This is a genomic window from Streptosporangium sp. G12, from assembly GCF_052983175.1.
The window spans coordinates 110246-133880 of record NZ_JBRIQO010000016.1 but is presented as its reverse complement, the minus strand read 5'-3'; the positions used below and the strand labels follow the sequence as shown (position 1 = coordinate 133880).

16 protein-coding genes and 1 pseudogene are annotated in these 23635 nt (G+C 72.0%); 9 read left to right on the top strand and 8 right to left on the bottom strand.

Annotated elements, in window-relative coordinates; genetic code table 11:
* Positions 1-158 precede the first annotated feature (158 nt).
* Together ACVCAG_RS24490 and ACVCAG_RS24485 are read left to right on the top strand one after the other, a co-directional pair.
* A complete protein-coding gene (locus ACVCAG_RS24490) occupies positions 159-2033 on the top strand; it encodes an ABC transporter transmembrane domain-containing protein (RefSeq protein ID WP_440084963.1) in 1875 nt (624 codons plus the stop codon).
* Between the two features lie 72 nt (positions 2034-2105).
* Positions 2106-2360, top strand: a pseudogene (locus ACVCAG_RS24485) (transposase); the annotation flags it as partial.
* Positions 2361-2513: 153 nt separating this feature from the next.
* On the opposite strand, the gene ACVCAG_RS24480 reads toward ACVCAG_RS24485, so the two are convergent.
* Complete coding sequence (locus tag ACVCAG_RS24480; RefSeq protein WP_440084962.1) at positions 2514-3404, bottom strand: sulfotransferase; 891 nt, start codon at positions 3402-3404, stop codon at positions 2514-2516.
* Positions 3405-3434: 30 nt separating this feature from the next.
* Between ACVCAG_RS24480 and ACVCAG_RS24475 the strand changes: the two genes are divergently transcribed.
* From ACVCAG_RS24475 to ACVCAG_RS24465, 3 genes are all read left to right on the top strand, one after another.
* A complete protein-coding gene (locus ACVCAG_RS24475) occupies positions 3435-4361 on the top strand; it encodes an LD-carboxypeptidase (RefSeq protein ID WP_440084961.1) in 927 nt (308 codons plus the stop codon).
* A 39-nt stretch (positions 4362-4400) separates the two neighbouring features.
* Positions 4401-5330 carry a hypothetical protein gene (locus tag ACVCAG_RS24470; RefSeq protein WP_440084960.1) on the top strand — a complete coding sequence of 310 codons (930 nt, stop codon included), beginning with the start codon at positions 4401-4403 and terminating at the stop codon, positions 5328-5330.
* Between the two features lie 227 nt (positions 5331-5557).
* Positions 5558-8188, top strand: coding sequence for an Hsp70 family protein (locus ACVCAG_RS24465; protein WP_447190340.1), 2631 nt, complete (start codon positions 5558-5560; stop codon positions 8186-8188).
* Between the two features lie 79 nt (positions 8189-8267).
* Here the strand turns inward: ACVCAG_RS24465 and ACVCAG_RS24460 are convergent, their stop codons facing one another.
* From ACVCAG_RS24460 to yczE, 5 genes are all read right to left on the bottom strand, one after another.
* A complete protein-coding gene (locus tag ACVCAG_RS24460) occupies positions 8268-10196 on the bottom strand; it encodes a dynamin family protein (protein WP_440084958.1) in 1929 nt (642 codons plus the stop codon).
* 52 nt (positions 10197-10248) lie between these two features.
* Positions 10249-12138 carry a dynamin family protein gene (locus ACVCAG_RS24455; protein WP_447190339.1) on the bottom strand — a complete coding sequence of 630 codons (1890 nt, stop codon included), beginning with the start codon at positions 12136-12138 and terminating at the stop codon, positions 10249-10251.
* A 367-nt stretch (positions 12139-12505) separates the two neighbouring features.
* Positions 12506-12760, bottom strand: coding sequence for a hypothetical protein (locus ACVCAG_RS24450; protein WP_362685896.1), 255 nt, complete (start codon positions 12758-12760; stop codon positions 12506-12508).
* A gap of 170 nt (positions 12761-12930) precedes the next feature.
* Complete coding sequence (locus tag ACVCAG_RS24445) at positions 12931-14691, bottom strand: glycoside hydrolase family 15 protein (protein WP_440084956.1); 1761 nt, start codon at positions 14689-14691, stop codon at positions 12931-12933.
* Positions 14692-14700: 9 nt separating this feature from the next.
* Complete coding sequence (yczE, locus tag ACVCAG_RS24440) at positions 14701-15345, bottom strand: membrane protein YczE (RefSeq protein ID WP_447190338.1); 645 nt, start codon at positions 15343-15345, stop codon at positions 14701-14703.
* Between the two features lie 75 nt (positions 15346-15420).
* Here yczE and yczR point away from each other — a divergent pair, with 75 nt between their 5' ends.
* The gene (yczR, locus tag ACVCAG_RS24435) at positions 15421-16857 is read left to right on the top strand and encodes a MocR-like transcription factor YczR (protein ID WP_447190337.1); all 1437 of its coding nucleotides are present in this window, start codon (positions 15421-15423) and stop codon (positions 16855-16857) included.
* A gap of 28 nt (positions 16858-16885) precedes the next feature.
* Here the strand turns inward: yczR and ACVCAG_RS24430 are convergent, their stop codons facing one another.
* Both ACVCAG_RS24430 and ACVCAG_RS24425 read right to left on the bottom strand, forming a co-directional pair.
* Complete coding sequence (locus ACVCAG_RS24430) at positions 16886-17497, bottom strand: TRIC cation channel family protein (RefSeq protein WP_440084953.1); 612 nt, start codon at positions 17495-17497, stop codon at positions 16886-16888.
* 55 nt (positions 17498-17552) lie between these two features.
* Positions 17553-19052, bottom strand: coding sequence for an oligopeptide:H+ symporter (locus ACVCAG_RS24425; RefSeq protein ID WP_440084952.1), 1500 nt, complete (start codon positions 19050-19052; stop codon positions 17553-17555).
* A gap of 180 nt (positions 19053-19232) precedes the next feature.
* On the opposite strand from ACVCAG_RS24425, the gene ACVCAG_RS24420 reads away from it, so the two are divergent.
* The 3 genes from ACVCAG_RS24420 (at position 19233) to ACVCAG_RS24410 (ending at position 23577) form a co-directional block, all read left to right on the top strand.
* Complete coding sequence (locus ACVCAG_RS24420) at positions 19233-21068, top strand: AMP-binding protein (RefSeq protein WP_440084951.1); 1836 nt, start codon at positions 19233-19235, stop codon at positions 21066-21068.
* A 647-nt stretch (positions 21069-21715) separates the two neighbouring features.
* Positions 21716-22708, top strand: coding sequence for an ABC transporter permease subunit (locus ACVCAG_RS24415; RefSeq protein ID WP_440084950.1), 993 nt, complete (start codon positions 21716-21718; stop codon positions 22706-22708).
* Positions 22705-23577, top strand: a complete 873-nt coding sequence (locus ACVCAG_RS24410) for a carbohydrate ABC transporter permease (RefSeq protein ID WP_440084949.1) — start codon at positions 22705-22707, stop codon at positions 23575-23577. Before ACVCAG_RS24415 ends, ACVCAG_RS24410 begins: the two co-directional genes overlap by 4 nt.
* The last annotated feature ends 58 nt before the right edge of the window (positions 23578-23635 follow it).

The following is a 23635-nucleotide window of genomic DNA, read 5'->3' as shown; positions in this document are numbered from 1 at the left end:
TCCCGCTCGTGGCACGTGGTTCGCGGAAGGCCGTCACAGGGTCCGTCACACGGCCCGTCGCAGGGTCCGTCCCCAGTGGCCCTCCCGTGGTGTTCGCCCGAAGCTGACAGGGGAATGATCGTGCCTCTCCCGGTGCTCGCATCGGGAGAGGAGGCCGTATGGCGATGATGGGCGGGGGCCTCGGCCCCCAGGCGATGTTCTCGTTCCGGCGGGACAGGTCGGTGACCAAGCAGCGTCTGGCACCGGGCACGGTCAGACGCATCGCCCGCTACGCACAGCCCTTCTCGCGGCACATCGCCGCCTTCCTCGCGCTGGTCGTGGTCGGCTCGGTCATCGTGATCGCCAACCCGCTGCTGATGAAGGCGATCATCGACGACGGCATCATCGCCAAGCGCCAGGGGGTGGTGATCGCCCTCGCGCTCGTCATCGCGGGCCTGGCGGTCGCCGACGGGGCGCTCACCCTGGCCCAGCGCTGGTTCTCCGCGCGGATCGGCGAGGGCCTCATCTACAACCTGCGCACCGAGGTCTTCGACCACGTCCAGCGCATGCCGGTGGCCTTCTTCACCCGCACCCAGACCGGCGCCCTGGTCTCCCGGCTCAACACCGACGTCATCGGCGCCCAGCGAGCCCTGACCAGCACCCTGTCGTCGGTCGTGGCCAACGTGGTCATGCTGGTGCTGGTGCTCGGCGCCATGCTGGTGCTCTCCTGGCAGATCACCGTCGTCGCCCTCGTGCTGCTACCGATCTTCATCTTCCCGGCGAAGTGGGTCGGCAGGAAGATGTCCGGGCTCACCCGCGAGCAGATGGAGCTCGACGCCGAGATGAGCACCATGATGACCGAGCGGTTCAACGTCGCCGGGGCCATGGTCGCCAAGCTGTACGGCCGCCCGGACGACGAGACCGCCGCCTTCGGCGACAGGGCGGGGCGGGTGCGCGACGTCGGCGTCACCGTCGGCATGTACGGGACGGTCTTCCGCGTCGCGCTCGGCCTGGTCGCCGCGCTGGCCACCGCCCTGGTGTACGGCGTGGGCGGCGTGCTGGCCGTCTCCGACGTCTTCGAGCTCGGCACCCTGGTGGCGCTCGCCGCCCTCCTGATGCGCCTGTACGGCCCCCTGACGAGCCTGTCGAACGTGCACGTGGACGTGATGACCGCGCTGGTGAGCTTCGACCGGGTCTTCGAGGTCCTCGACCTGCAGCCCATGATCGCCGAGAGGCCCGGCGCCCGGCCCGTTCCCGAGGGCCCGGTCTCCGTGGAGTTCGACGACGTCCGGTTCAGATACCCGTCGGCCTCGGAGGTGTCGCTGGCCTCGCTGGAGGCGGTGGCCCGCCCCGACACCGGGCCGGGCCACGAGGTGCTGCGCGGCGTCACCTTCACCGCCCGCCCCGGCGAGATGGTAGCCCTGGTCGGCCCCTCGGGCGCGGGGAAGACCACCATCACCGGCCTGGTCTCCCGTCTCTACGACGTCGGCGAGGGCGCGGTCCGCGTCAACGGCCTGGACGTGCGCGACGCCACCTTGGCCTCCCTGCGCGAGACCGTGGGAGTCGTCATGCAGGACGCCCACCTGTTCCACGACACCATCGGGGCCAACCTCCGCTACGCCAGGCCGGAGGCCGGCGACGAGGAGATCTGGGACGCCCTGCGCGCCGCCCAGATCTCCGACCTGGTCCTGGGCCTCCCCGAGGGCCTGGAGACCGTGGTGGGCGACCGCGGCCACCGGCTGTCCGGTGGCGAGAAGCAGCGGCTGGCCCTGGCGAGGCTGCTGCTCAAGGCACCCCGCGTGGTGGTCCTCGACGAGGCCACCGCGCACCTCGACTCCGAGTCCGAGGCCGCCGTCCAGCAGGCGCTGAAGGTCGCGCTCGCCGGACGCACCTCGCTGGTCATCGCCCACCGGCTGTCCACGATCCGCGAGGCCGACCAGATCCTGGTGGTCCAGGACGGCCGGGTGGTCGAGCGGGGCCGCCACGAGGAGCTGCTGGCCAGGGGGGAGGTCTACGCCGAGCTCTACCGGACCCAGTTCAGTCAGGCCTCCTGACGCCCGGCGCCCCGCCCGCGAGTGGATCTTCCGGGGCGAATGGTGTTAGATCATGGGGACGTGGACGACCGGTTGAAACGCGATGACCTGACCGACGACGAGTGGGTACGGCTGGCGCCGTTGCTGCCCGCTCACGCCCGGCGGGGAAACCGGTGGGCCGATCACCGCACGATCATCGACGGGGTGTTCTTCCGCACCAGGACCGGCTGCCCCTGGCGCAAGCTGCCGGAGGCCTACGGCAACTGGAAGACCGTCTACAACCGGCACCGCCGTTGGTCGGCGGACGGCACCTGGGAGACGATCCTGGTCACGCTGCGGGCCGGCGCCGGCTCCACGGCCGTCGCGGCCGGCAGGCCCGCCCCGCAGGGGGACATCCGGCCCGGCGCGACGTTCGAGATCGCGAACTGGTGACTCCGCGTCCCTCGGCGAGACCTCGTGAAGGGGCCCGGACGGTGGCGCGGACGGTGGCGCGGACCGGCGTCAGGACGAGGTGGCGTAGCCCAGGCGGGTGAGCTCCTCGCGGGCGACCTTGGCCACCAGCTCGGAGTCCTGGCCGCGCAGGCGGGTGCGCCAGACGCCGACCTTCGGCACGCTCGGGCCCAGCAGGGCGATCTTGGGGACCCGGGTCTCCAGGAAGCGGGAGAGCCCGTCCAGGGCCTCGGCGGGGGAGGAGACCAGGTCCTCGTAGCGCAGGGTCAGCAACTGCTCCCGGGGCAGCTCCTGGTGGAGCGAGGCCGACAGCCGCACCGCGCTGCGCCAGCGCAGCGCGCACTTGCCCGCCGTGGGCATCGCCTTCCAGCGCTCGCGGTGCTCGCCGGAGTTGACGCCGAGGAACGGGTTGGGGAACTCCGTCTCGTCGCTCAGCATGGCCGGCTTGAACCACGTCAGGGACGCGGGGTCGGCCAGCATGTCGGCGGCCACGTCGCGGCCGTCCCTGATGAGCTGGACGAAACGGGCGTCGGGGAAGGCCTGCAGCAGCACCGAGGCGCTGTAGAGGAGGTCGGGGCTGGCGTCGCCGAAGCGGGCCACGGAGCCCGAGGCCACGCAGGGCCCCGCCCCGGTCACGCCGCCCGCCTCCCGGCACGTGGCCGGGCACTCCTGGCAGGCGCCCGGGACGATCTGCCAGGCCTCGGCCATGGCGTCGCGGAGCACGCGGGTCGCGCCCATGCCCCGTCCCGCGATCGAGGGCCGCCGGGCGAAGGCGTAGACGACGTGCGCCACCGCCGCCCGCCCCATGGTGACGTGGAATCCGGGGGAGCGTTTCAGGGCGCGGGCCAGCAGATCCGCGCCGGAGTGCGGGGCGGCGAGCACGAACACCGGCCTGCGGACCTTGATGCCGTTGACCACCAGGATGTGGGGCGGAGGTCGCATATGAAAGCCCAGTGTGGCACCGTTTGCGGAGTGAACGAACCGGCTGCCGGGATACCGGTCCCGCCCCCGCCGCGTCCGGGCGACACGGTGGCGGTGGTCGCCCCGTCCGGACCTCCCGATTCCGAGCGGCTGGCGCGCGGCATCCGCGTCCTGGAGGGGCTCGGGCTGAAGGTCGTCGTCGGTGCCCACGTCCTCGACAGGGATCGCTACCTGGCGGGCTCGGACGCCGGCCGCGCCGCCGATCTGCGGGACGCCTGGTGCGATCCCGCGGTGAGCGCGGTGTTCTGCGCCCGCGGCGGCTACGGCGCCACCCGCCTCCTCGGCCACCTCGACTGGGACGCCATGCGGGCCGCCGGCCCCAAGGCGCTGGTCGGCTCCAGCGACGTCACCGCCCTGCACAGCGCGTTCGCCGTGGAGCTGGGCGTCGCCTCCTGGTTCGGGCCGATGCCGGCCTGTTCCACGATCAGCGATCCCGAGGGGCCCGAGCCGCGCACCTTCGAGAACTTCACGGCCGCCCTCGCTGGAGCCCCGCCGGCGATCGGCGGCGACCGGGTGATCGTTCCCGGCGACGTCACGGCGCCGGTCACCGGCGGTAACCTCAGCCTGCTGGCCGCGCTCTGCGGCACGCCGTACGCGCTGTCGGCGCGGGGCAGGATCGTGCTGCTGGAGGACGTCGCCGAGGCGCCGTACCGGATCGACAGGATGCTCACCCAGTTGCTGCAGGCGGGGGCGCTCGACGGGGCCGCCGGGTTCGTCCTGGGGTCCTGGGTCGGCTGCGGCGACCCCTACCCGGTGCTGGAGGAGCTGCTCGCGCCGCTCGGCGTACCGGTTATCGCGGGGCTTCCGATAGGGCATGGAAAGCCACAGTTTTCTGTATTGCTCGGGGCACTTGGTGCTATTGATGCAAAATCGTGCTCTCTGACCTACTCAACAGGGGGCGCCGACCAGGCACTCTAGGTGCGAACCTAGGAGGAAACCGGCAGAGGGGGCGCACGCGTGAGATTGTTCCGGCGGCACCGTAACCGGCGAACCGAGACGCCCCCGCGTTCGGTCGAAGAGGTCGATCTCGACTCCCTGCTCGCCCTGGTCGCCGACAATCTCGGCTATTCCTGCGCCTTCGACCCCGGCGGCGCGGCCCTGACCCTCACCGGCCCGCGCCGGGTCGTGGTACGGCTCACCGGGCTGCGCGCCGAGGCGCTCCGGCGCTCCCGCGAGGACTGGCCCGTCCTCGTCTCCGAGCACCTGTCCCACACCCTGGCCACGGCGGACGAGCCGTTCGACGTCTGTGATCTGGAGCAGGTGCGCCCGATGCTGCGGACCCGCATCCAGCTCGACGACGACCTCGACCCGGCCCGCGTGGTCGGGCGCCACCTCACCGCCGACCTGGTCGAGGTGCTCACCGTCGGCGACGCCTCCGCCGGGCGCACGGTACGCCCCGAGGAGGTCGGTTGCTGGCCGATCACCGCGGGCCAGGCGCTCGACCTGGCCCTGGACAACACCAACCGGGAGGAGCGGCTCTCGGTCACGGAGGGTGACCTCGGCGGTGTGGCGGTCCGCAGGCTGACCGGCCCCACCGAGGGTGCCGCCGCCCACCTGCGCAGGCTGGGCGACTACCTGCCGGTTCCCTCCGACGGGGTCCTCGTCGCCCTGCCCGACCCGGCGACGCTGATCGTCCACCCGGTCGAGGGCATCGGCGTGGTCCGCGCGATCGAGCGGCTGCGGCTGTTCGCCCAGCGGGAGTTCGACAGGCGCGCCGGCGCCCTCAGCCCGCAGGTCTACTGGTGGCACGGCGGCCGCCTCTCCCTGATCAGGGCCGACCTGGTCAGCCAGGACGGGCAGACCCGGCTGGTGGTCGCGCCCCCGCCGGACTTCGCCCGGGTGCTCGCCGCCCTGGCCGTCCGCCCCGACGGCGCCACCGGCGGCTGACCCGCCCCCGGGGGGACGGTCACCCGCGTCCCGGCCCGGGGCCTGTTCCCGTACGGCGGAATCGTGAGCCGTGGAGACGGCGCGGGCGCGAGATGATGAGGACGCTCCCGCGCCCGTCCCGGCTGCCGCGACGCTCCGGGTCCTGGATCGGTACCGGCGCTCCGGCCCGCGCCCTGTCCGTGGTCGCCGGATGCGGGATGATGGGTCCTGATCTTCGAGGAGTGGACATGGCGCAGTGGTGCCTCGGTGTCGATCTGGGGACGAGCTTCTCCGCCGGGGTGATGGCGGCGGAAGGGCGCTTCGACGTCCTGGAGGTCGAGGGAGAGCGGCGCATCCCCTCCGCCGTCATGCTGGACGAGCGGGGGACGCTCGTGGCGGGCAGGGTCGCCCAGCGGGGCATCGCGATCAGTCCCGAGCGCGTCGAGCGCAACCCCAAGCGCTACGTCGGCCGGGGCCGGATGCTGCTCGGCGGCGTCCCGGTGGACGTGGCCGACGCCCTGGCGGCGCTGCTCGAGCTGTTCGTCGGCGAGGGGCGGCGGCGGTTCGACGGCGCCGAACCCGACTGCATCGCGCTGACCCACCCGGTGGCCTGGGGCGCCGACCGCAAGGCGGTGCTGCTGGCGGCGGCGAGGAAGGTCGTCAGCGGCGTGCGGATCGCGCTCATCGACGAGCCGGTGGCCTCGGCCCGCTACTTCGCGTCCGCGGGGCGGGCGACCGGCGGGTCGCGCCTGGCCGTCTACGACCTCGGCGGCGGCACGTTCGACGCGGCCGTGCTCACCGTGGACGGCGGCGACTTCGCGGTCGTCGGCGAGCCGGGAGGCAGTGACGAGATCGGCGGCGAGGGGTTCGACGAGCGGGTGTTCGCGTTCCTCGGCGCCCAGATCGAGCGGCTCGACGCCGACTGGTGGCAGCAGGTGACCACCAACCCCGAGCGCCGCTACGTCAGCTACGCCGCCGACCTGCTCAAGATGGCCAGGGAGGCGAAGGAGACGCTGTCGAAGTTCGACACCTCCTCCCACTACGTGGTGGGCATCAACGAGGACGTGCACATCACCAGGGCCGACCTGGAGGACCTCATCGGCGAGGAGATCGTCAGGACGGTCGACATCCTCGACGAGACGATCCGCGGCGCGGGGGTCGAGTCGGACGACCTGGCCGCGGTGTTCATGACCGGCGGGCCCAGCAGGATGCCGCTGGTCCAGAAGGCCGTCCGCGAGCGCTTCGGCGAGCGGGTCAGGACCTACGACGACCCGAAGATCGTGGTCGCCTACGGCGCCGCGCAGCTGGCCTGGAAGCTCAAGGTCGAGCACCGCGAGCCCGGCCGGGGACCCGCTCCCGCCACCGGTGGCCACCCGGTGCCCACCGGCACGTCCGGCGCTCCCGGCACCGGGCGGGTCTCCGGTACGGGGCAGCGGGCCTTCACCGGCCCCTCGGCGGACTCCCCGGTCCCCGCGGGCGGCCCCGCCGGGGGCCACCGGCCTCCCGGCGCGCCGGTCCCCGGCCCGCGGGCCTTCACCGGTCCGGCGGGCGGTGCCACCGGCGGCCACCGGGCCCCCACCGGACCGCCAGGGGGCACCGGGAGCGCCGGGAGCGCCGGGAGCGCTGCGGGCGCCGCGGGCGGGCCCACGGTCCAGGGGATCGAGAAGGTCACGGACGCCGTGCTGGAGGCGCGTGCCGAGGCAGGCCGGGTCTTCGTCCACCAGGCCTTCGACAACGGCCACCTCCTGCGCAGGCTCGACGGGATCGGCGGCCGCCACGACCGGGAGCTCCGCTTCGGCAGGCTCGTGGAGTGGGACGCGTCCGGAGAGGGCGTCGTCGCCGTGGAACAGGTGGGGCCCGCGCAGGTGCTGGTCCGCACCCTCACCCCCGACCTGGCCATCCGCGCCACCCACCCGCTGCAGATGTGGGGCGACCCGACCGTGATCGCGCATGGCCGTACGGCGTGGGTCTTCTTCCAGTCCCGGCAGGCCGTCCCGGTCGACACCGCAATGGGCCTGCCCTGGGGGGAGACCGGCCACCTGGCCGTGATCGAGCTCGACCTGGCGGGGACCCTCGCCTTCCAGGCCCCCCAGCCGCGCGAGCTGGGCCCGTACGCCCGGTGGTTCCTCAACGAGGACAACAGGCTGCGCCGGCTGCTCGACCAGGAGGCCCCCAGCGGCACCGAGCCGTCGTCCTCGGTGGGCGCGCCGGGCTGCACCGTGGTGCTCGGGCAGTTCAGCAGCAACAAGCCGATGTTCCAGAACCGGCACCAGGACTTCAGGCCGTGGCAGGTGTTGTGCCTGGTCGACCCCGGCGGCGTCGTGCGCCCGACGGTGCGCGAGCCGGGGCGGAGCTGGTTGCACCAGGTCGTCCTGCACCAGGGCAGGTGGTTCACCTCCGGATCGGCGGGGCTGGAGGCCGACACCGCGGACGGCAGGACCAGGCTGGTCATGCCGCGCCCCCGGGGCGGCGCGCTGCGCTGGTTCCCCGCCGGTCGCCAGATCTACGCGGTCGGCGTCGACCAGGTGAGCCCGGCCAGGGGCTGGTCGGTCGGGATCTTCGACCAGCGCTCCCAGACGCTGGAGTTCCTGATGGGCAAGCAGTCGGCGACGCTGGCCGGTCACCTCACCTCGCGGCACCGCTGGGAGCGCCCCAGGTTCGTCGCCGACGGCGACTCGATGTGGATGACCATGCGGGACGCGGACCGCAGCAGGCTGCTGCACGTCACCCCCGGCGGGGCACGGGAGGTGCACCGCACGCCGGGGACGTTCGAGCCGGTCGCCCGGGTTCCCACGGGCCTGCTCTGCCTGCACCGCCCCGCCGACGCGACCGGCGCCACCCGCGACCAGCCCGCCACCCTGGTGCACCTGCCGCTCTGACCGTTCACGGCCCCCGCCGGGGGCGGCGGGGGCCGTGAACGGCTCCACGGACGTGTCACGCCCCCGTCCCGGCCTCCGGTCAGGTCGTCACGGCGGGCATCGGCCGTTCCGCGCCCAGCGCGGCCACCGCGGCGGCGAGTTCCCTGCGGAGCTCCTGGCCGCGCGTGGTGAGGGTGCCGATCGCGGCGATGCGGTCCTCGCCCGACTTGCGAGCCTTGAGACGGTCGGCGGCCGAGCGGGCGGAGGCGGACCTCAGCTCGGCCCGCCGGGTCTCCAGCTCCCTGCGGCGCCGTGCCAGGCTCTCGTCCGCGGTCTGCTCGACGCCCACCCGCCAGGTCGCCACCATCCGCTCTAGGTCGAGCGTCATCTCCCTGGCGATCACCGAGAACTGGTCGCGCAGCGCCCCCCTGATCGCCGCCTGGCTGCGCTGCACCTTCTCCATCGAGCGGCGTCCCATGAAGATGGCCGCCCCGATGGCCGGGGCGACCAGGATGAAGCCCACCGGGCCGAGCAGGGCCGTGGCGAAGCCGCCCAGGGACAGCCCGATCGAGGCCGAGGGCAGCACGTCCCGGATCAGGTCCACGCCGCCCGGGTCGTCCGCGGCCAGGTCACCCCTGACCTGGACCTGCGTCAGGCTGGGCATCGCGCGACCGTCGGTGGCCAGGTCCACCGGGTCGAGGCCGAGGTCGCGGGCGAAGGCGTCCAGCGTGGTCCTGGCCAGCGTCTCCACGTCGTAGACGATCTGCGACCACGCCGCCTCCAGGGAGCGCTGCACGCTCTCCGGCAGCTCCGCCATGTACTGGTCGATCTGGGCCTGCTTCTTCAGCGTGGCGATCGTGTTCTCGTACGGCTGGCGGATCTCCGACACCCGCGCCGCCACGATGCCCGCCACCTCGCGCCCGAGGAAGGTGTTGGCCACCGCGCCCGCCCTGCGGCGCCCCGCCAGCGCGGTGAGCTCCGCCAGACCGGCGTCCACCTCGGCGAGCCGGGCGGTGACGTCGCCCTCGTCGCCGGAGCCCACGGCGACGTCGTCCTTGGCGCCGGTCGCCAGCGAGCCCAGCACCGACAGCGCGGCGGCGACCACGGTGGCGCCCCGCGCGGAGTCCCTGCCCTCGGCGAAGCCGCGCAGGTGCCGTTCCAGCGCGTCCATGCCGCTGCGCGCCCGCAGGGTGTCGGCGCGTTCCGTGCGCCCCTCGCGCCGCTTGGCCTCGGCGGCCTCGGCGAGCTTGGCGCTCACCGGGATCCACGGCGCCTCCAGGAGCGGGGCCAGCGTCGCCGCCCGGCCGGGACTCGCCGCGATCGCCTCGGTGACGAAGGTCCTCAGCCGGGCCTTGTTCTCCTCCTGCAGGGCGCGCCAGTTGGCCGAGTCCTCCACCTTCGTCAGGACGAACGCGATCGCCTGGACCCGCTCGGCGGCCTCGGCGAGGAACTCCAGCTCGTGCCTGAGTACCGGCTGGTCCTGGGCGCTGAGCGTGAACAGCAGCGCGTCGGCCCGCTGCAGCATGGCCACCGTCACCTGCCGGTGGCCCACCGTCAGGCTGTCCACGCCGGGGGTGTCGAGCAGCCGCAGGCCGTCGAGCAGCGGGTTGTCGAGGGTGATGTCCACGCTGACGACGTCGCGGCGCTTGCCCGCGTCGCCGCGCATCGAGGCGTAGTCGGGGATCGACTCGACGGTGATCGGCGTCTGGACCGGCCCCGCGTCGGTACCGCGGTGCACGACGGCGGCGAGCCGGGGGCCGCGCCGCAGCGACAGGAAGCAGTTGGTGGCGACGTCGGCGTCGACGGGGAGCAGGTCGGGGTGGGCCACCAGCGTGTTGAGCAGCCGGCTCTTGCCGCGCTTCTGCGCCCCGGCGACCACGATGTCGGTGCACTCGTCCTTCCAGCGGCCCGCGCACGCGGCCAGCACCTCCGCGAGGTCCTTCCTGCCGCACTGCCCGGCCAGCGCGTGGACCTCGTTGGCGTAGCGCAGCAGCCTGGCCACGGGGCCGGTCGGGTCGGGGGTCGTCATGGTCGGTCCTTTTCTCCTGTCGGGGATGGTCGGGTGTCGCGGGGGTGCCGCCTCAGGAACCGTCGCCGTAGTGCGCCCAGATGGTCTCGTACGCCTCGCACAGCGTCTCGGCGGCCCGCCGCTGCCGCAGGGAGAGCGGCCGGTGGGTGAGGGTGCGGAACCTGGCGCCCAGGGCGGCGGCGTAGCCCGCGACCTCGGCGCGAGGGGCTCCGGGCGGCGCTCCGAGCTGGGTGGCCAGCTCGGACCCGGCGAGCAGGAGTTCCAGCGCCCGCCGGTCGTCGGCGGGGACCATGGGGGAGGACCGCAGCGCCTCGACCGCGGCGGGGTCCACCCGGACCGGCGGGAGCGGTTCGCCGCCCCCGCCACCGGCGGAGGGCGTTCGCCCGTCCCGCGCGGTCCCGTCCGGTGCCGCCGCCTCCGGCGCGGCCTTCTCCGGTGCCGTCTCGTCCAGCGCCGCCGAGACGATGTCCTCCAGGACGGTCAGCACGTCCCTGGCCCGCTGCCCGCCGGTCCTGCCCTCGCTCATCATGGCGAGGGTGCGCCAGCGCATCGACGCCGCCGTGGCCGCGGCTGCGATCTCCGCGGGAGCGGCCCCCGGAGGCAGGCCGAGCTGCTCGGCGGGCTCGTCGTGGCGGGCCAGGCGCAGCAGCTCCGCGGTCATCTCCTCGTTCAGCACGAGCGTGCCGCGGCCGAGCGCCTCGGCGGCGGTGAAGATCCGCAGGCCGCCCAGGGAGGTCGCGATCGGCCGGTTCTCGTCGAGCTGGGCCGCCAGCGCGTCCAGGGTGGCGCGGTCGGCCCCCAGCGCGGGCGTGCGGGCGATCGCGCGCAGCCTGGTCAGCGCGTCGAGCGCCTTCAGCTGGTCGGCGCGGCGGGCGAAGTGGGCGATGCCCGCGGCCACCGAGCCGGTCGCGGCCCGGCCCGCCGAGGAGTAGCCGGAACGCTCCAGCAGGTGGGCGGCGAGCGCCTCGGGGTCGGCGGTCCCGGTCGCGCGCACCGCGTCCACCGCGCTGGTGATGCCGTAGCGGTGCAGCCGCTCCACCAGCCGGTGCCGCACCTCGGCCGGTACGGGCAGCTCGGGCGCCGAGCGGAAGTCGTCCAGGTCCAGGAGGTAGTCCTCCAGGTCGTCCTCGTCGAGCCCGGCCAGCGCCGCCAGGGCCGCCGCCTCCTCGGTGCCCAGCGGGCGGGCCCGCGCGGTCTCGGCCAGCAGGCCGATCACCGGGACCACGTCGAAGACGGAGGTGCGCAGGTCCGCGTAGCCCTTGGCGGCGAGCCGCCTCGCGGTCGGCCACGGGTCGCCCTCGTCGCCGCGCCGGTCGACCTGGCCGAGCACGGCGAGGGTGTTGACGCAGCTCATGCCGCAGGCGTCGGTGAGCCCGCGGAACTCGGCGAGGGTGGTGTCGTCGAACTTCTGGACGTAGCGCAGCACGTAGATCATCGCCTGCGCGCGGTCGTCCTCGTCGCCCGAGCCGAACAGCATGCTCCTGGCCGCCCGCTCGTTGGCGGCCGTCACCGTGTTCATGCCGGGGGTGTCGACGATGGTGATCGTGCGCAGCGACGGCAGGTCCAGCGTGACCCGCAGGCGCCGGATCCCGGCCACGTCGACGCCGAACTCGGCGGGGAGCCGGTGTCCCGGCAGCAGCCGGGAGTGGGCCACCCCGCCGTCGGCGAGCTCGACCGTGATGTGGCCGTCGTCCTCGCCGTACTCGTACTGGGTGACCACGAAGGTGCACTCGCCCGCGTCCACCGGGGCGACGGGCAGGCCGAGCAGCGCGTTCACCAGCGTCGACTTGCCACTGCTCACCGCGCCCGCCACCGCGACCCGCAGCGGCGCGTCGAGGCCGGCGCGCACCTGCCTCACCCGCTCGCGCAGCTCCGCGCCGGAGAGCCTGGCCGCGGTGGTGTCGCACAGGCGGCGCAGCAGGTCCGCGGGCCCGGCGTTCACGCGTCACCATCCCGGCCGCCGGAGGTGTTCCCGCGGGCGGGTACGCGGGCCCGGCCGTCCGGTACGGGTGTCTGAGCGGGCATGTCGGGATCTTCTCCTGGGTCGGTGCGGGGGGTGAGGGAGCGGCGCGGCGGGGAGGGACGCCTCAGCGCCCGGTCCCCGGGTCCGGCGGCGAATCCGCCGCCGGAACCGTCACCGCGCCGCAGCCGGTCAGCGCCGGCCAGGCCGGGAGCGGGGAAGGGAACGCGCGCCGGTCCCTCATCGCGGGCCTTCCTCGCCGGCCGCCCGTGTGACCCGGATCCGGGTCCCCCCTCGGTGAGATCACCCGGGCTCGTGCCGGTCTCCCCGGTTCGGACGGTCAGACGGTTCAGACGGTCGGGAAGGGGCCCGCGGTCTCGGTGTAGTCGGCGACCCCGTCACCGTTCAGGTCGACCCGCGTCTCGTCGATGTAGCCGTCACCGTCGTGGTCGAGGTAGACGACGTCGGTGACGCCGTCGCCGTCGGTGTCGTAGCGCTCCTCGTCGGCGAGACCGTCGCCGTCGATGTCGATCAGCTGGGCGTCGGTGCCTCCGTCGCCGTCGTAGTCGACCAGGTCGGTGCTGCTCACATCGAAATCGCTCATTGGTTCGATCCTTTCCGGTGGTGTTACATCGGATGAGAGTCACGATCGCACCGGATTGTTGCAGCCGAATCCCAGGTTTCTTTGCAGATTTCCGAAAAGCCATCCCACCCTCAGGACTTATCCGGACTAAAGGGGATAAATGAGGCTGGAAGTGCTCGGAGGTCGCCCGCTCAGCTGAGCGCGCGGGCGGTGTGGATCAGCGGAACGTGGCTGAACGCCTGCGGGAAGTTGCCGACCATCCGGCCGTAGCGGGGGTCGTACTCCTCGGCGAGCAGGCCGACGTCGTTGCGGAGCGACAGCAGCCGCTCGAACAGCTCGACGGCCTCGTCCTTGCGGCCGATCATCGCCAGCGCCTCGGCCAGCCAGAAGCTGCACGCCAGGAACGCGCCCTCGCCACCGGGCAGGCCGTCCACGTCGTTGTCGGGGGAGACCGGGTAGCGCAGCACGAAGCCGTCGACCATCAGCTCGCGCTGGATCGCCTCCACCGTCCCGACCACGCGGGGGTCCTCCGGCGGCAGGAAGCCGACGATCGGGATCAGCAGCAGGGCCGCGTCCAGCTCCTGCGAGCCGTACGACTGGGTGAAGGTGCCGCGCACCGGGTCGAAGCCCTTGTCGCAGATCTCGGCGTGGATGCGGTCGCGCAGGTCCTTCCAGCGCGTCAGCGGGGCGGGCTTGCCGAAGGCCTCCACCTGCCTGACGGCCCTGTCGACGGCGACCCAGCACATCACCTTGGAGTGGACGAAGTGCCGGCGCGGGCCGCGGACCTCCCACAGGCCCTCGTCCGGGTCGCCCCAGTGCTCCTCGACGTAGGAGATCAGCTCGAACTGCAGGGTCCACGCCCGGTGGTCCGCCTCGAGACCCGAGACGCGGGACAGGTGCAGGGAGTTCATGACCTCGCCGTAGACGTCCAGCTGGAGCTGGTCGACCGCGCCGTTGCCGATCCTGACCGGCCGGGAGTTCTCGTAGCCGGGCAGCCAGTCGAGCTCCAGCTCCGTCAGCCTGCGCTCCCCGGCGACGCCGTACATGATCTGCAGGTCCTGGGCGCGGCCCGCGATGGCCCGCAGCAGCCAGGACCGCCACGCGCCCGCCTCCTCCAGGTATCCGGAGCCGATCAGGGCGTCCAGGGTCATGGTGGCGTCGCGCAGCCAGCAGTAGCGGTAGTCCCAGTTGCGGACGCCGCCGAGGTCCTCGGGCAGCGAGGTGGTCGGGGCGGCGACGATGCCGCCGGTGGGGGCGTACGTGAGCGCCTTGAGCGTGATGAGCGAGCGGACCACGGCGTCGCGCCACGGCCCCTGGTAGGTGCACTGCTCCACCCATTCGGCCCACAGCGCCTCGGTCTCGGCCAGCTGCTCGTACGGATCGATCTCGACGGGCTTGGGCTCGTGCGAGGGGTGCCAGGTGAAGACGAACGCCATGCTGTCACCCTCGGACACCTCGAACCTCGCCCGGTGGGCGTAGTCGCCGCCCTCCAGCGCGACGGGGGAGTGCAGCCACACGGAGTCGGGCCCGCCGACGGCCTGCAGCAGGCCGTCGCTGCGGCGCACCCAGGGCACGATGCGGCCGTAGTCGAAGCGGATGCGGATCTCGGTGGCCATCTCCACCGTGCCGGACACGCCCTCCACGATCCTCACCAGGTCGGGGTTGGTGTGCCGGGTGGGCATGAAGTCGGTCACCCTCACCGTGCCGCCCGGGGTGTCCCACTCGCTCTCCAGGATGAGGGTCTCGCCCCGGTAGCGGCGCCGGGTGGCGCGCGGCCGCTCGGCGTGCGCGGGGCCGATCCACCACTGGCCGTTCTTCTTGTCCCCGAGCAGCGCCCCGAAGCAGGAGGGCGAGTCGAAGCGCGGCAGGCAGAGCCAGTCGATGGAGCCGTTCCGGCCGACCAGGGCGGCCGACTGCATGTCGCCGATGAGCGCGTAGTCCTCGATCCACATGACTCGAAGCTAACGCCTCCGCGCGGTCCACGGTGGCCTTGGGAGGAACTGGGCGCCCGGCTGCGTCCTGGGCATGAAGAACTGGCTCAGCGGCCCGATGGCGAGGGCGAACACCAGCGTTCCCACCCCCACCGTCCCGCCCAGCAGCCAGCCCACGGCCAGCACGGTGACCTCGATGACGGTGCGCGCCGCGCGGATGGACAGGCCGAGACGGTTCAGGCCGGTCATCAGGCCGTCGCGCGGTCCGGGGCCGAGCCCCGCGCCGATGTACAGGCCGGTCGCCGCGCCGGTGACCACGACGCCGAGCAGGAGGTACGCCCAGCGCGCGGCGAGGGCGTCCGGGGTCGGGAGCAGCCACATGGCCGCGTCGGCGAACAGGCCGAGGAAGACGACGTTGCTGAGGGTGCCCACCCCGGGCCGCTGCCGCAGCGGGATCCACAGCAGCATGACCAGGGCACCCACGATGATGATCCAGGTGCCGATCGACAGGCCCAGGTGGATGGAGAGCCCCTGGTGGAAGACGTCCCAGGGGCTGCCGCCCAGCCGCGACTCGATCAGCAGGGCGACGCCGACGCCGTAGAGGGCCAAGCCCGCGTACAGGCGGGTGAGACGGTTGGGGAGGGAGACAAGGGTGGGCAGGGAGAGTTCGCTCATGATGGCGTCAATCGTTCAGGCCATCCTGCCGGACCAAAAGGGCCAATCACTACAAGTGGCCTTACGATGGCCCGCATGGACCGGTATATGAGCGGCCCCCAGCTCGCCCGCCTCCTGTCGATCGACCCCACCGCCAGGCCGTACTACCGGGTCCTGGCCGGGACCGTGCGGTCACTCGTCCTCGACGGGCGGCTGCCCGTGCGGATGCGGGTGCCCGCCGAGCGGCATCTCGCCACGGCCCTGGGCGTGAGCCGCACCACCGTGACCGCGGCCTACGACCTGCTCCGCGAGCAGGGGTACCTGGAGAGCAGGCAGGGCGCGGGAAGCTGGACCTCGCTGCCCGACGCGGGCTCGCTGGGCGCGGACAACCCGTGGCTCGCCGCCGAGGGCGACGGGCTGCTGCCGATGCACGCCGCGGCCCCGAGCGCGATCTCGACGCTGCCCGAGGCGATCGCCGCCGCCGCCGGCCGTTATCCCCGCTACACGCTCGGCATGGGCTACGACCCGGTCGGGATAGCCCCGCTGCGCCAGGCGATCGCGGCACGCTACACCGCGCGCGGGGTGGCCACCCGCCCCGAGCAGATCCTCGTCACCACCGGCGCCCAGCAGGCCATCCACCTGGTGACCACGATGCTGCTCTCCCGGGGCGACCCGATGCTGGTGGAGTCGCCCACCTACCCGCACGTCCTCGACCTGGCCAGGACGCGCGGCGCCAGGATCGTCCCGGTCGGCGTCCCCGAGGAGGGCTGGCGTGACCTGGAACTGCTGACCTGCGCGATGCGCCAGTCGGCCGCCCGCCTCGTGTACGTCATCCCCGACTTCCAGAACCCGACCGGGCATCTGATGGACGACACGGCGCGGGCGGCCCTCGCCGCCGCGGCGAGGCGGTACGGCACCACCCTGGTGGCCGACGAGAGCTGGGGCGAGCTGGCGATCGACGAGGGGGCCGGGGCCACGCCGCTGGCCGCGTTCGACACCGACGGCAGGGTGATCACCATCGGCTCGGCGTCCAAGCTGTGGTGGGGCGGGCTGCGCATCGGCTGGATCCGCACCACCGCCGCGACGGTCCGCCGCCTGGCCGTGCTCCGCGCCTCGGTGGACATCGCCAGCCCGCTCTTCGAGCAGCTGGTGGTGACCGAACTGTTCGAGGACATCGAGCGGGCCAGGGCCGAGCGGGCCCGCCTCCTCGGTGCCTCCAGGGCCGTCCTGGCGGCCGAGCTGGCGGCGCGCATGCCCGACTGGAGCTTCCTGACACCCGCGGGCGGCGGCTCGCTCTGGGTGCGGCTGTCCGGCCCCTCAGCCGTCGCGCTGGTCGACGCGGCGGCCTGCCAGGGGGTCCGCCTGGCTCCCGGGCAGTGGTTCGGGGTGGACGGCACCCTGGAGGGGCGGCTCCGCCTCCCCTTCACCCAGCCGCCCCAGGTCCTCGTCGAGGCGGTGCGGCGCATCGCCGAGGCCAGGCGCAGGGGCGCGTACGGCACCCGCCCCGCCGCCCCTCTCACCCCGGCCCTGTGAACCGGCCGGGTGGACGGCGGGGCGTGGTTCAGTCGGAGGTGACGCCCCTGGCCAGCGGGGCCCGCAGTCCCAGCCGCACGGCCGCGATCCGCAGCCCGAAGGCGAGGCACGCGGCGGCCAGCGTGGCCGGCCAGCCGTGCAGGTCGAGGGTGTAGAGCAGCGCCATCAGCGCCGAGCCGAGCATGGCGGGCACCGCGTACAGCTGGCGGTCGTACAGCAGGGTGGGGATCTGCCCGGCGAGGACGTCGCGCAGGATGCCGCCGCCGACCGCGGTGGTGACCCCGAGCAGGGTCGCGTGCAGCGGGGAGAGGCCGAGGTACATCGCCTTCTCGGTGCCGACCGCGCAGAACAGGCCGAGCCCCGCGGCGTCGAACACGTTCACCGCGGGCATCACCCGCTCGACCTGCGGATGCCAGAAGAACACGATCACCGTGGCAAGCACCGGCACGACCACGTAGCCGACGCTGGAGAAGGCCGCGGGCGGCACGTTCAGGATCAGGTCGCGCGCGATCCCGCCGCCCAGCGCGGTCATCTCGGCCAGTACGGTCATGCCCACCACGTCGAGCCGCCTGCGCACGCCGACGAGGGCGCCCGAGAGGGCGAAGACGAAGATCCCGACGAGATCGAGCACATGATTCACGAATAAATCATCCCATGACCGGATATATGCGCTTTCCATGAGGTCGGCGGGACGGTCAGCGCGACGGGGCCGTGTCCGGCGCCCGGTGCTCGCGCATCATCGTATGCAGCCTGCCCGCGAAGGCGAGGAGCACCAGCGACGCCACGATGGAGATCGCGGCGAGGGTGAGGAAGTACGCGGGCTCCGACATGTAGTTCTTCAACCGCCCCGTCTGCCCGCCCACCGCGTCGCCCACCGAGAAGGACAGGAACCACAGCCCGAGCATCTGGCTCTTGAACGCCTCGGGTGCGAGCTTGGTGGTGACCGAGAGCCCGACCGGGCTCAGCGCCAGCTCCCCGAAGACCTGGACGAGGTAGACCAGCACCAGCCACCACACCGAGATCCTCCCGCTCTGGGCCAGCATGGCGGCGAGCGCCATGATCATGAAGCTCAGGCCGTTGACGAACAGTCCCACGGAGAACTTGTGGGGAGCGGTCACCCGGTTGCCCAGCCGGATCCACAGCGCCGCGAAGACCGGCACGAAGATCATGATGAACAGCGGGTTGAACGCCTGCGTGGTCGCCGGGGTGATCCGCAGGCCGAACAGCGACAGGTCCGTGTTGTTCTGGGCGAAGAACAGCAGCACGGTCGGCGCCAGGTCGTAGACCATCCAGAAGACGGCGGCCGCGGCGAACAGCCAGACGTAGGCCTTCATCCGGGAGCGCTCGTCGTCGGTCAGGTTGTGGCTGCCCAGCAGGATGTAGCCGAAGTAGAGCACCGGCACGGCCACGATGAGCAGCGTCATCACCAGGGCGAAGGTGTCGAGGCTGAAGGTGCCCGAGGCCCCCCACACGGCCAGCGCGCCGCCCGCCGCGACGACGGCCACGACGAGGGCGAGGGTGAAGTGCCGGCGCTCGCGCGGGGTCATCCGGTGGCCCGGCCGCTCGCCCACGCCCATGAGGTGGCGCCTGCCCAGCACGTACTGGAGAAGGCCCAGGGCCATGCCGACCGCCGCCGCGCCGAAGCCCAGGTGCCAGCGGTCGCCCTCGGCGAGCCGGCCGACCACGATGGGGGCGATGAAGGCGCCGATGTTGATGCCGAGGTAGAAGATCGAGAAGCCCGCGTCCCTGCGCGCGTCGTCGTTCTGAGGGTAGAGCTTGCCGACCATCGTGGAGATGTTGGGCTTCAGCAGCCCGGTCCCGATGATGATGAGGAACAGGCCGAGCGCGACGAAGGCGCCGGTCCTGACGGGGATGGCCATGCTGATGTGGCCGCACATGATGACGAAGCCGCCGCACAGCACCGCCCTGCGGGCGCCGAGTATCCGGTCGGCGATCCAGCCGCCGGGCAGGGCGACGAGATAGATGAGGGCGCCGTAGATGCCGATGATCGCCTGGGCGGTCTGCTCGGTCAGCCCGAGGCCGCCCGTGGCGGGGGAGGCGGCCATGAAGGTGGCGAGGATGGCCCGCAGGCCGTACCAGCTGAAGCGCTCCCACATCTCGGTGCCGAACAGCGTGGCGAGGCCGCGCGGGTGCCCGAAGAAGGTCTTCTCGCGAGCTCGTCTTCCCGATGGCATGCGTCCCCCCGAACGTCATCGCGTGATCAGAGGCTAACTCTATGTACGCCTTCCGGCGGGACGGGAAAGCCGGTTACGCGATGTGGTGTTTCTTCTCCCTTTCAGGGTCTTGTCCAAGGGGAACGGCGTGTGGTGCGATGCATGCCACTCGTGCAAGTGAGCACTTTCTGGAGGCGCGTCATGGCCGGTGTCCTTGAGGAGCGGGCGGCGATCGAGAGGGAGATCGCGGGCCGTACGGTCTGTGGTCAGCTGAAGGAGGCGGCGGAGAGCAATCCCGACGCGCCGGCGTACTCCGACCCGGTCGAGGGGGGCTGGTCCACCCTCACCTACTCCCAGGCCAGGCAGCGGGTCCTGGAGATCGCCGCCGGTTTCGCCGCCCTCGGGCTGGAGCCCGGCGAGGCGGTGGCGCTCATGATGGTCAACCGCAGCGAGCACGTGCTGGCGGATCTGGGCGCGGTGCACGCCGGCGCCGTGTCCTGCTCGGTCTACTCGACCTTCGCCCCCGAGCAGGTGGCGTTCGTGGCCGGTGACGTCGCGGCGAGGATCGCGGTGCTCGGCGGACCGGCCGACCTGGCCAGGTGGGAGCCGGTCCTGGACGACCTCCCCGAGCTTCGCAAGGTCATCGTGCTGGAGGGCGCCCCGGCCGGCGACCGGTTCGTCTCCTGGGACGACTTCCTGGCCCTCGGCCGCGAAAGACTCGCCGCCGACCCCGCCGCCGTCGACGCCCGCTGGCAGGCGGTGACCGCCGACGACGTCCTCACCGTCCTGTACACCTCCGGCACCACCGGCAACCCCAAGGGCGTGCCGCTGACCCACTCCAACGTGTTCTTCGAGGTCGTGGCCACCAACCGGATGGCCGACCTGCCCGGCAACGGCACCCAGATCTCCTACCTCACCTACGCGCACATCGCCGAGCGGGTGCTCAGCCTCTACCTGCCGCTCTTCAAGTTCTCCCACACCCATTTCTGCACCGACCTCGCCCAGCTCGGCGCCACCCTCGGCCAGGTCAAGCCGGTGCTGTTCTTCGGGGTGCCGCGCGTGTGGGAGAAGATGATGGCCCGCCTGCAGGCGCTGCTCGCCACCCAGCCGGAGGAGCAGCAGGAGAGCGTGCGCCAGGCGATGGCCGCCGGGCTCGCCTACATCGAGGCCAACCAGTACGGGCGCACCCCCTCGCCCGAGGTCCTGGCCGCCTACGAGCAGGCCGACGCCGCCCTGCTGTCGATCATCCGGTCGATGATCGGCTTCGACAACGCGGGCTGGCTCGCCACCGCCGCCGCGCCGATGCCGCTGGAGGTCCAGCGCTTCTTCGCCGGCCTCGGCCTGCGGGTCCTCGACGTGTACGGCATGACCGAGACGACCGGCGCGTTCACCGCCAACGCCCCCGACCGCTACAAGCTCGGCACGGTCGGCCAGGCGGGTCCGGGCGTCGAGGTCAGGATCGCCGACGACGGCGAGATCATCACCCGCAGCCCGGCCAACACCCGCGGCTACCTCGGACGGCCCGAGGCCACCGCCGAGCTGCTCGACGAGGACGGCTGGCTGCACACCGGGGACGTGGGCTCCATCGACGAGGACGGCTTCGTCAGCATCGTCGACCGCAAGAAGGAGATCATCATCACCTCCGGGGGCGAGAACATCTCCCCGGCCAACATCGAGAGCCATCTCAAGGAGCACCCGCTCATCGGCCAGGCCCTCGCCTACGGCGACGGCAGGCCGTACCCGGTGGCGATCCTCACCCTCGACGGCGAGGTGGCCCCCGGCTGGGCGCAGGCCAACGGCGTCTCGTTCACCACCCTGGCCGACCTCGCCGAGCACCCCGACGTCCTGAAGGCCGTCGAGGGCGCGATCGCCGTCGCCAACGAGAAGCTGGCCCGCGTCCAGCAGATCAAGCGCTGGCGGCTGCTGCCGGTGGAGTGGACGGCCGAGAGCACGGAGCTCACCCCGAGCCTGAAGCTCAAGCGCCGCGTCATCCACGCCAAGTACGCGGAGATCATCGACGGCATGTACGAGGGCTGATCACACGGCACGAACGAGAGCCGACCACGAGGAGGCCGCGAGCCGCCCACGAGCCGCCCGGCGCCCGCCGTCGCCGGGCGCCGGGTTCCCCTTTTCCCCTTTCCGGCGTTCCCCGGCTTCCCGTTGCCCCGGGTTCCCCGGCGTGCGTCGCCCGGGAGGCCGCTCACGAAAGGCGGCCCGCCGACCCTCCCGGTCCGGCGCCGGGCCGCGATGAGCGGGCCGCAGGACCGGCACGGGCGAGGGGCACCGTCCCGGCACGGGCGAGGAACGCTGTTCCGGCACCGTGAGCCGAAACCTTTCGCCGCCGGATGACAGGGACGCTGGCTGCACATCGGCTCCGAAACATTTCGAGTAAATAAGTGCGCCGAGTTCGCACGACGTTGAGCTGCGAGTGAGAACGAGGAAGACCTTCCTCGTCATAAGTCTGTTGACACCTCCCTTGACTCACCTCTACCAGCCGCTTATATTTCCGCAATATTAATAAACCGCATTGAAAGTTTCAGCCTCACAACTCCGATTGATTCACGGCCGACGGCCTCGGGTGACGCCGTCGCCGGTCGAAGGGATGGCATGAGCGAACAGGCGGTCCACCGGCGACGCCCGCGGCCGCCGGCACGCGTTCACCGGCCGGCACCGGAGACGCGGGGATGAGCGCGACCGGGACGGTCGAGGTGTCATCCGGCACTCCTGATCCGGGTGAGGTGACGTCCGATCCCGTCCGGGGGAGGCGCGCTCCGGGTCGTACCTGGCGTCAGGCGCTGCGCCGCGACTGGCAGCTGTACTCGCTGGCGGTTCTCCCGCTGCTGTTCTTCGCGATATTCCGGTACCTGCCGATGATCGGCAACGTGATCGCCTTCCGGAAGTTCGAGCCCGGCGGCAGCGTGCTGGGCGAGGAGTGGGCGGGCCTGCGCTACGTGCGGATGTTTTTGAACGACCCGACGTTCTGGCAGGTGTTCACCAACACGCTGGTGCTGGGGGCGCTGACCCTGCTGTTCTGCTTTCCCATGCCGATCGTGCTCGCACTGCTGATCAACGAGGTGCGGCAGCGGCGCCTCAGGCGGTTCGTCCAGTCGATCTCCTACCTGCCGCACTTCCTGTCGATCGTGGTCGTGGCCGGCCTGGTCATCGAGTTGTTGTCGGTGGACGGGCCGGTGAACCAGATCCTGCGCGTGGCGGGTGACGACCCCATCTCGTTCCTGCAGCAGCCGGAGTGGTTTCGGACGATCTACGTCTCCTCGGAGATGTGGCAGACCGTCGGGTGGGGGACGATCCTCTATCTCGCCGCGCTGACCACCATCGACGACCAGCTGTACGAGGCGGCCAGGATCGACGGCGCGGGCCGGTGGCGGCAGACCTGGCACGTGACGCTGCCCGGCATCCGGCCGACCGCGGTCACCCTGCTGATCCTGAACATCGGGGCGTTCATGGCGGTCGGGTTCGAGAAGGTCTTGTTGCTGTACAACCCGCTGACGTACCCGACCGCGGACGTGATCTCCACGTACCTGTACCGGATGGGCGTGGTGTCCAACAACTTCAGCTACGCCACGGCGATCGGCCTGTTCGAGGCGTTGATCGGGCTGATCCTGGTGTTGTCGGCGAACCTGATCTCCCGGCGCACGGTGGGGACGAGCCTGTGGTGAGCGTGGACGTGAGCAGGGGCCATCGGGTGTTCCAGGCGGTCAACGCCGTCGTTCTGGCCGGCGTCGTGATCGTGACCCTGTACCCCTTCGTCAACGTGGTCGCCCGCTCGCTGAGCGACGAGACCGCCATCCGCTCGGGTCAGGTCAACCTCATACCCCGCGGCTTCACCCTGTCGACGTACGAGTACGTGATCTCTGACCCGACGTTCTGGACGAACTACCGCAACACCGTGGTGTACACGGTCGTGGCCACGGCGATCGCGATGTTCATGACCACCTGCTACGCCTACGTGTTGTCCAAGAGGCATCTCAAGGGCCGCAGGCTCCTGATCGGGATCGCCGTCTTCACCATGTTCTTCTCCGGCGGCATCATCCCCAACTACGTGCTGATCACCAGCCTCGGGATGAAGGACAGCATCTGGGCCATCGTGTTGCCGAACGCCATCAGCGTCTTCAACCTCCTGATCATGAAGGCGTTCTTCGAGGGGCTGCCGGTCGAGCTGGAGGAGGCCGCCGCGATCGACGGCATGAACACCTACGGCATCCTGCTGCGGATCGTGCTGCCGCTGTCGAAGGCGGTGATCGCCACGATGGTGCTCTTCTACGCCGTCGCGTTCTGGAACTCGTGGTTCGCCGCGTTCCTCTACATGAGCCAGTCCGATCTCTTCCCGGTGACCGTCTTCCTGCGCAACCTGATCGCCGGCGCCACCGGCGCGTCGTCGGTGGGCGCCGACGCGATGAACATGACGGTGGCCGCCAACATCAAGGCGGTGACGACGGTGCTCACCATCTTGCCCATCCTGGGGATCTACCCCTTCGTCCAGCGCTACTTCGTCACCGGGGTCACGCTCGGCGCGGTCAAGGGATAGCCGTACTCCCGCCGGCCTCTGTCACCCCGGTCGCCCTCCCACCCGTTTCCGAGAAATC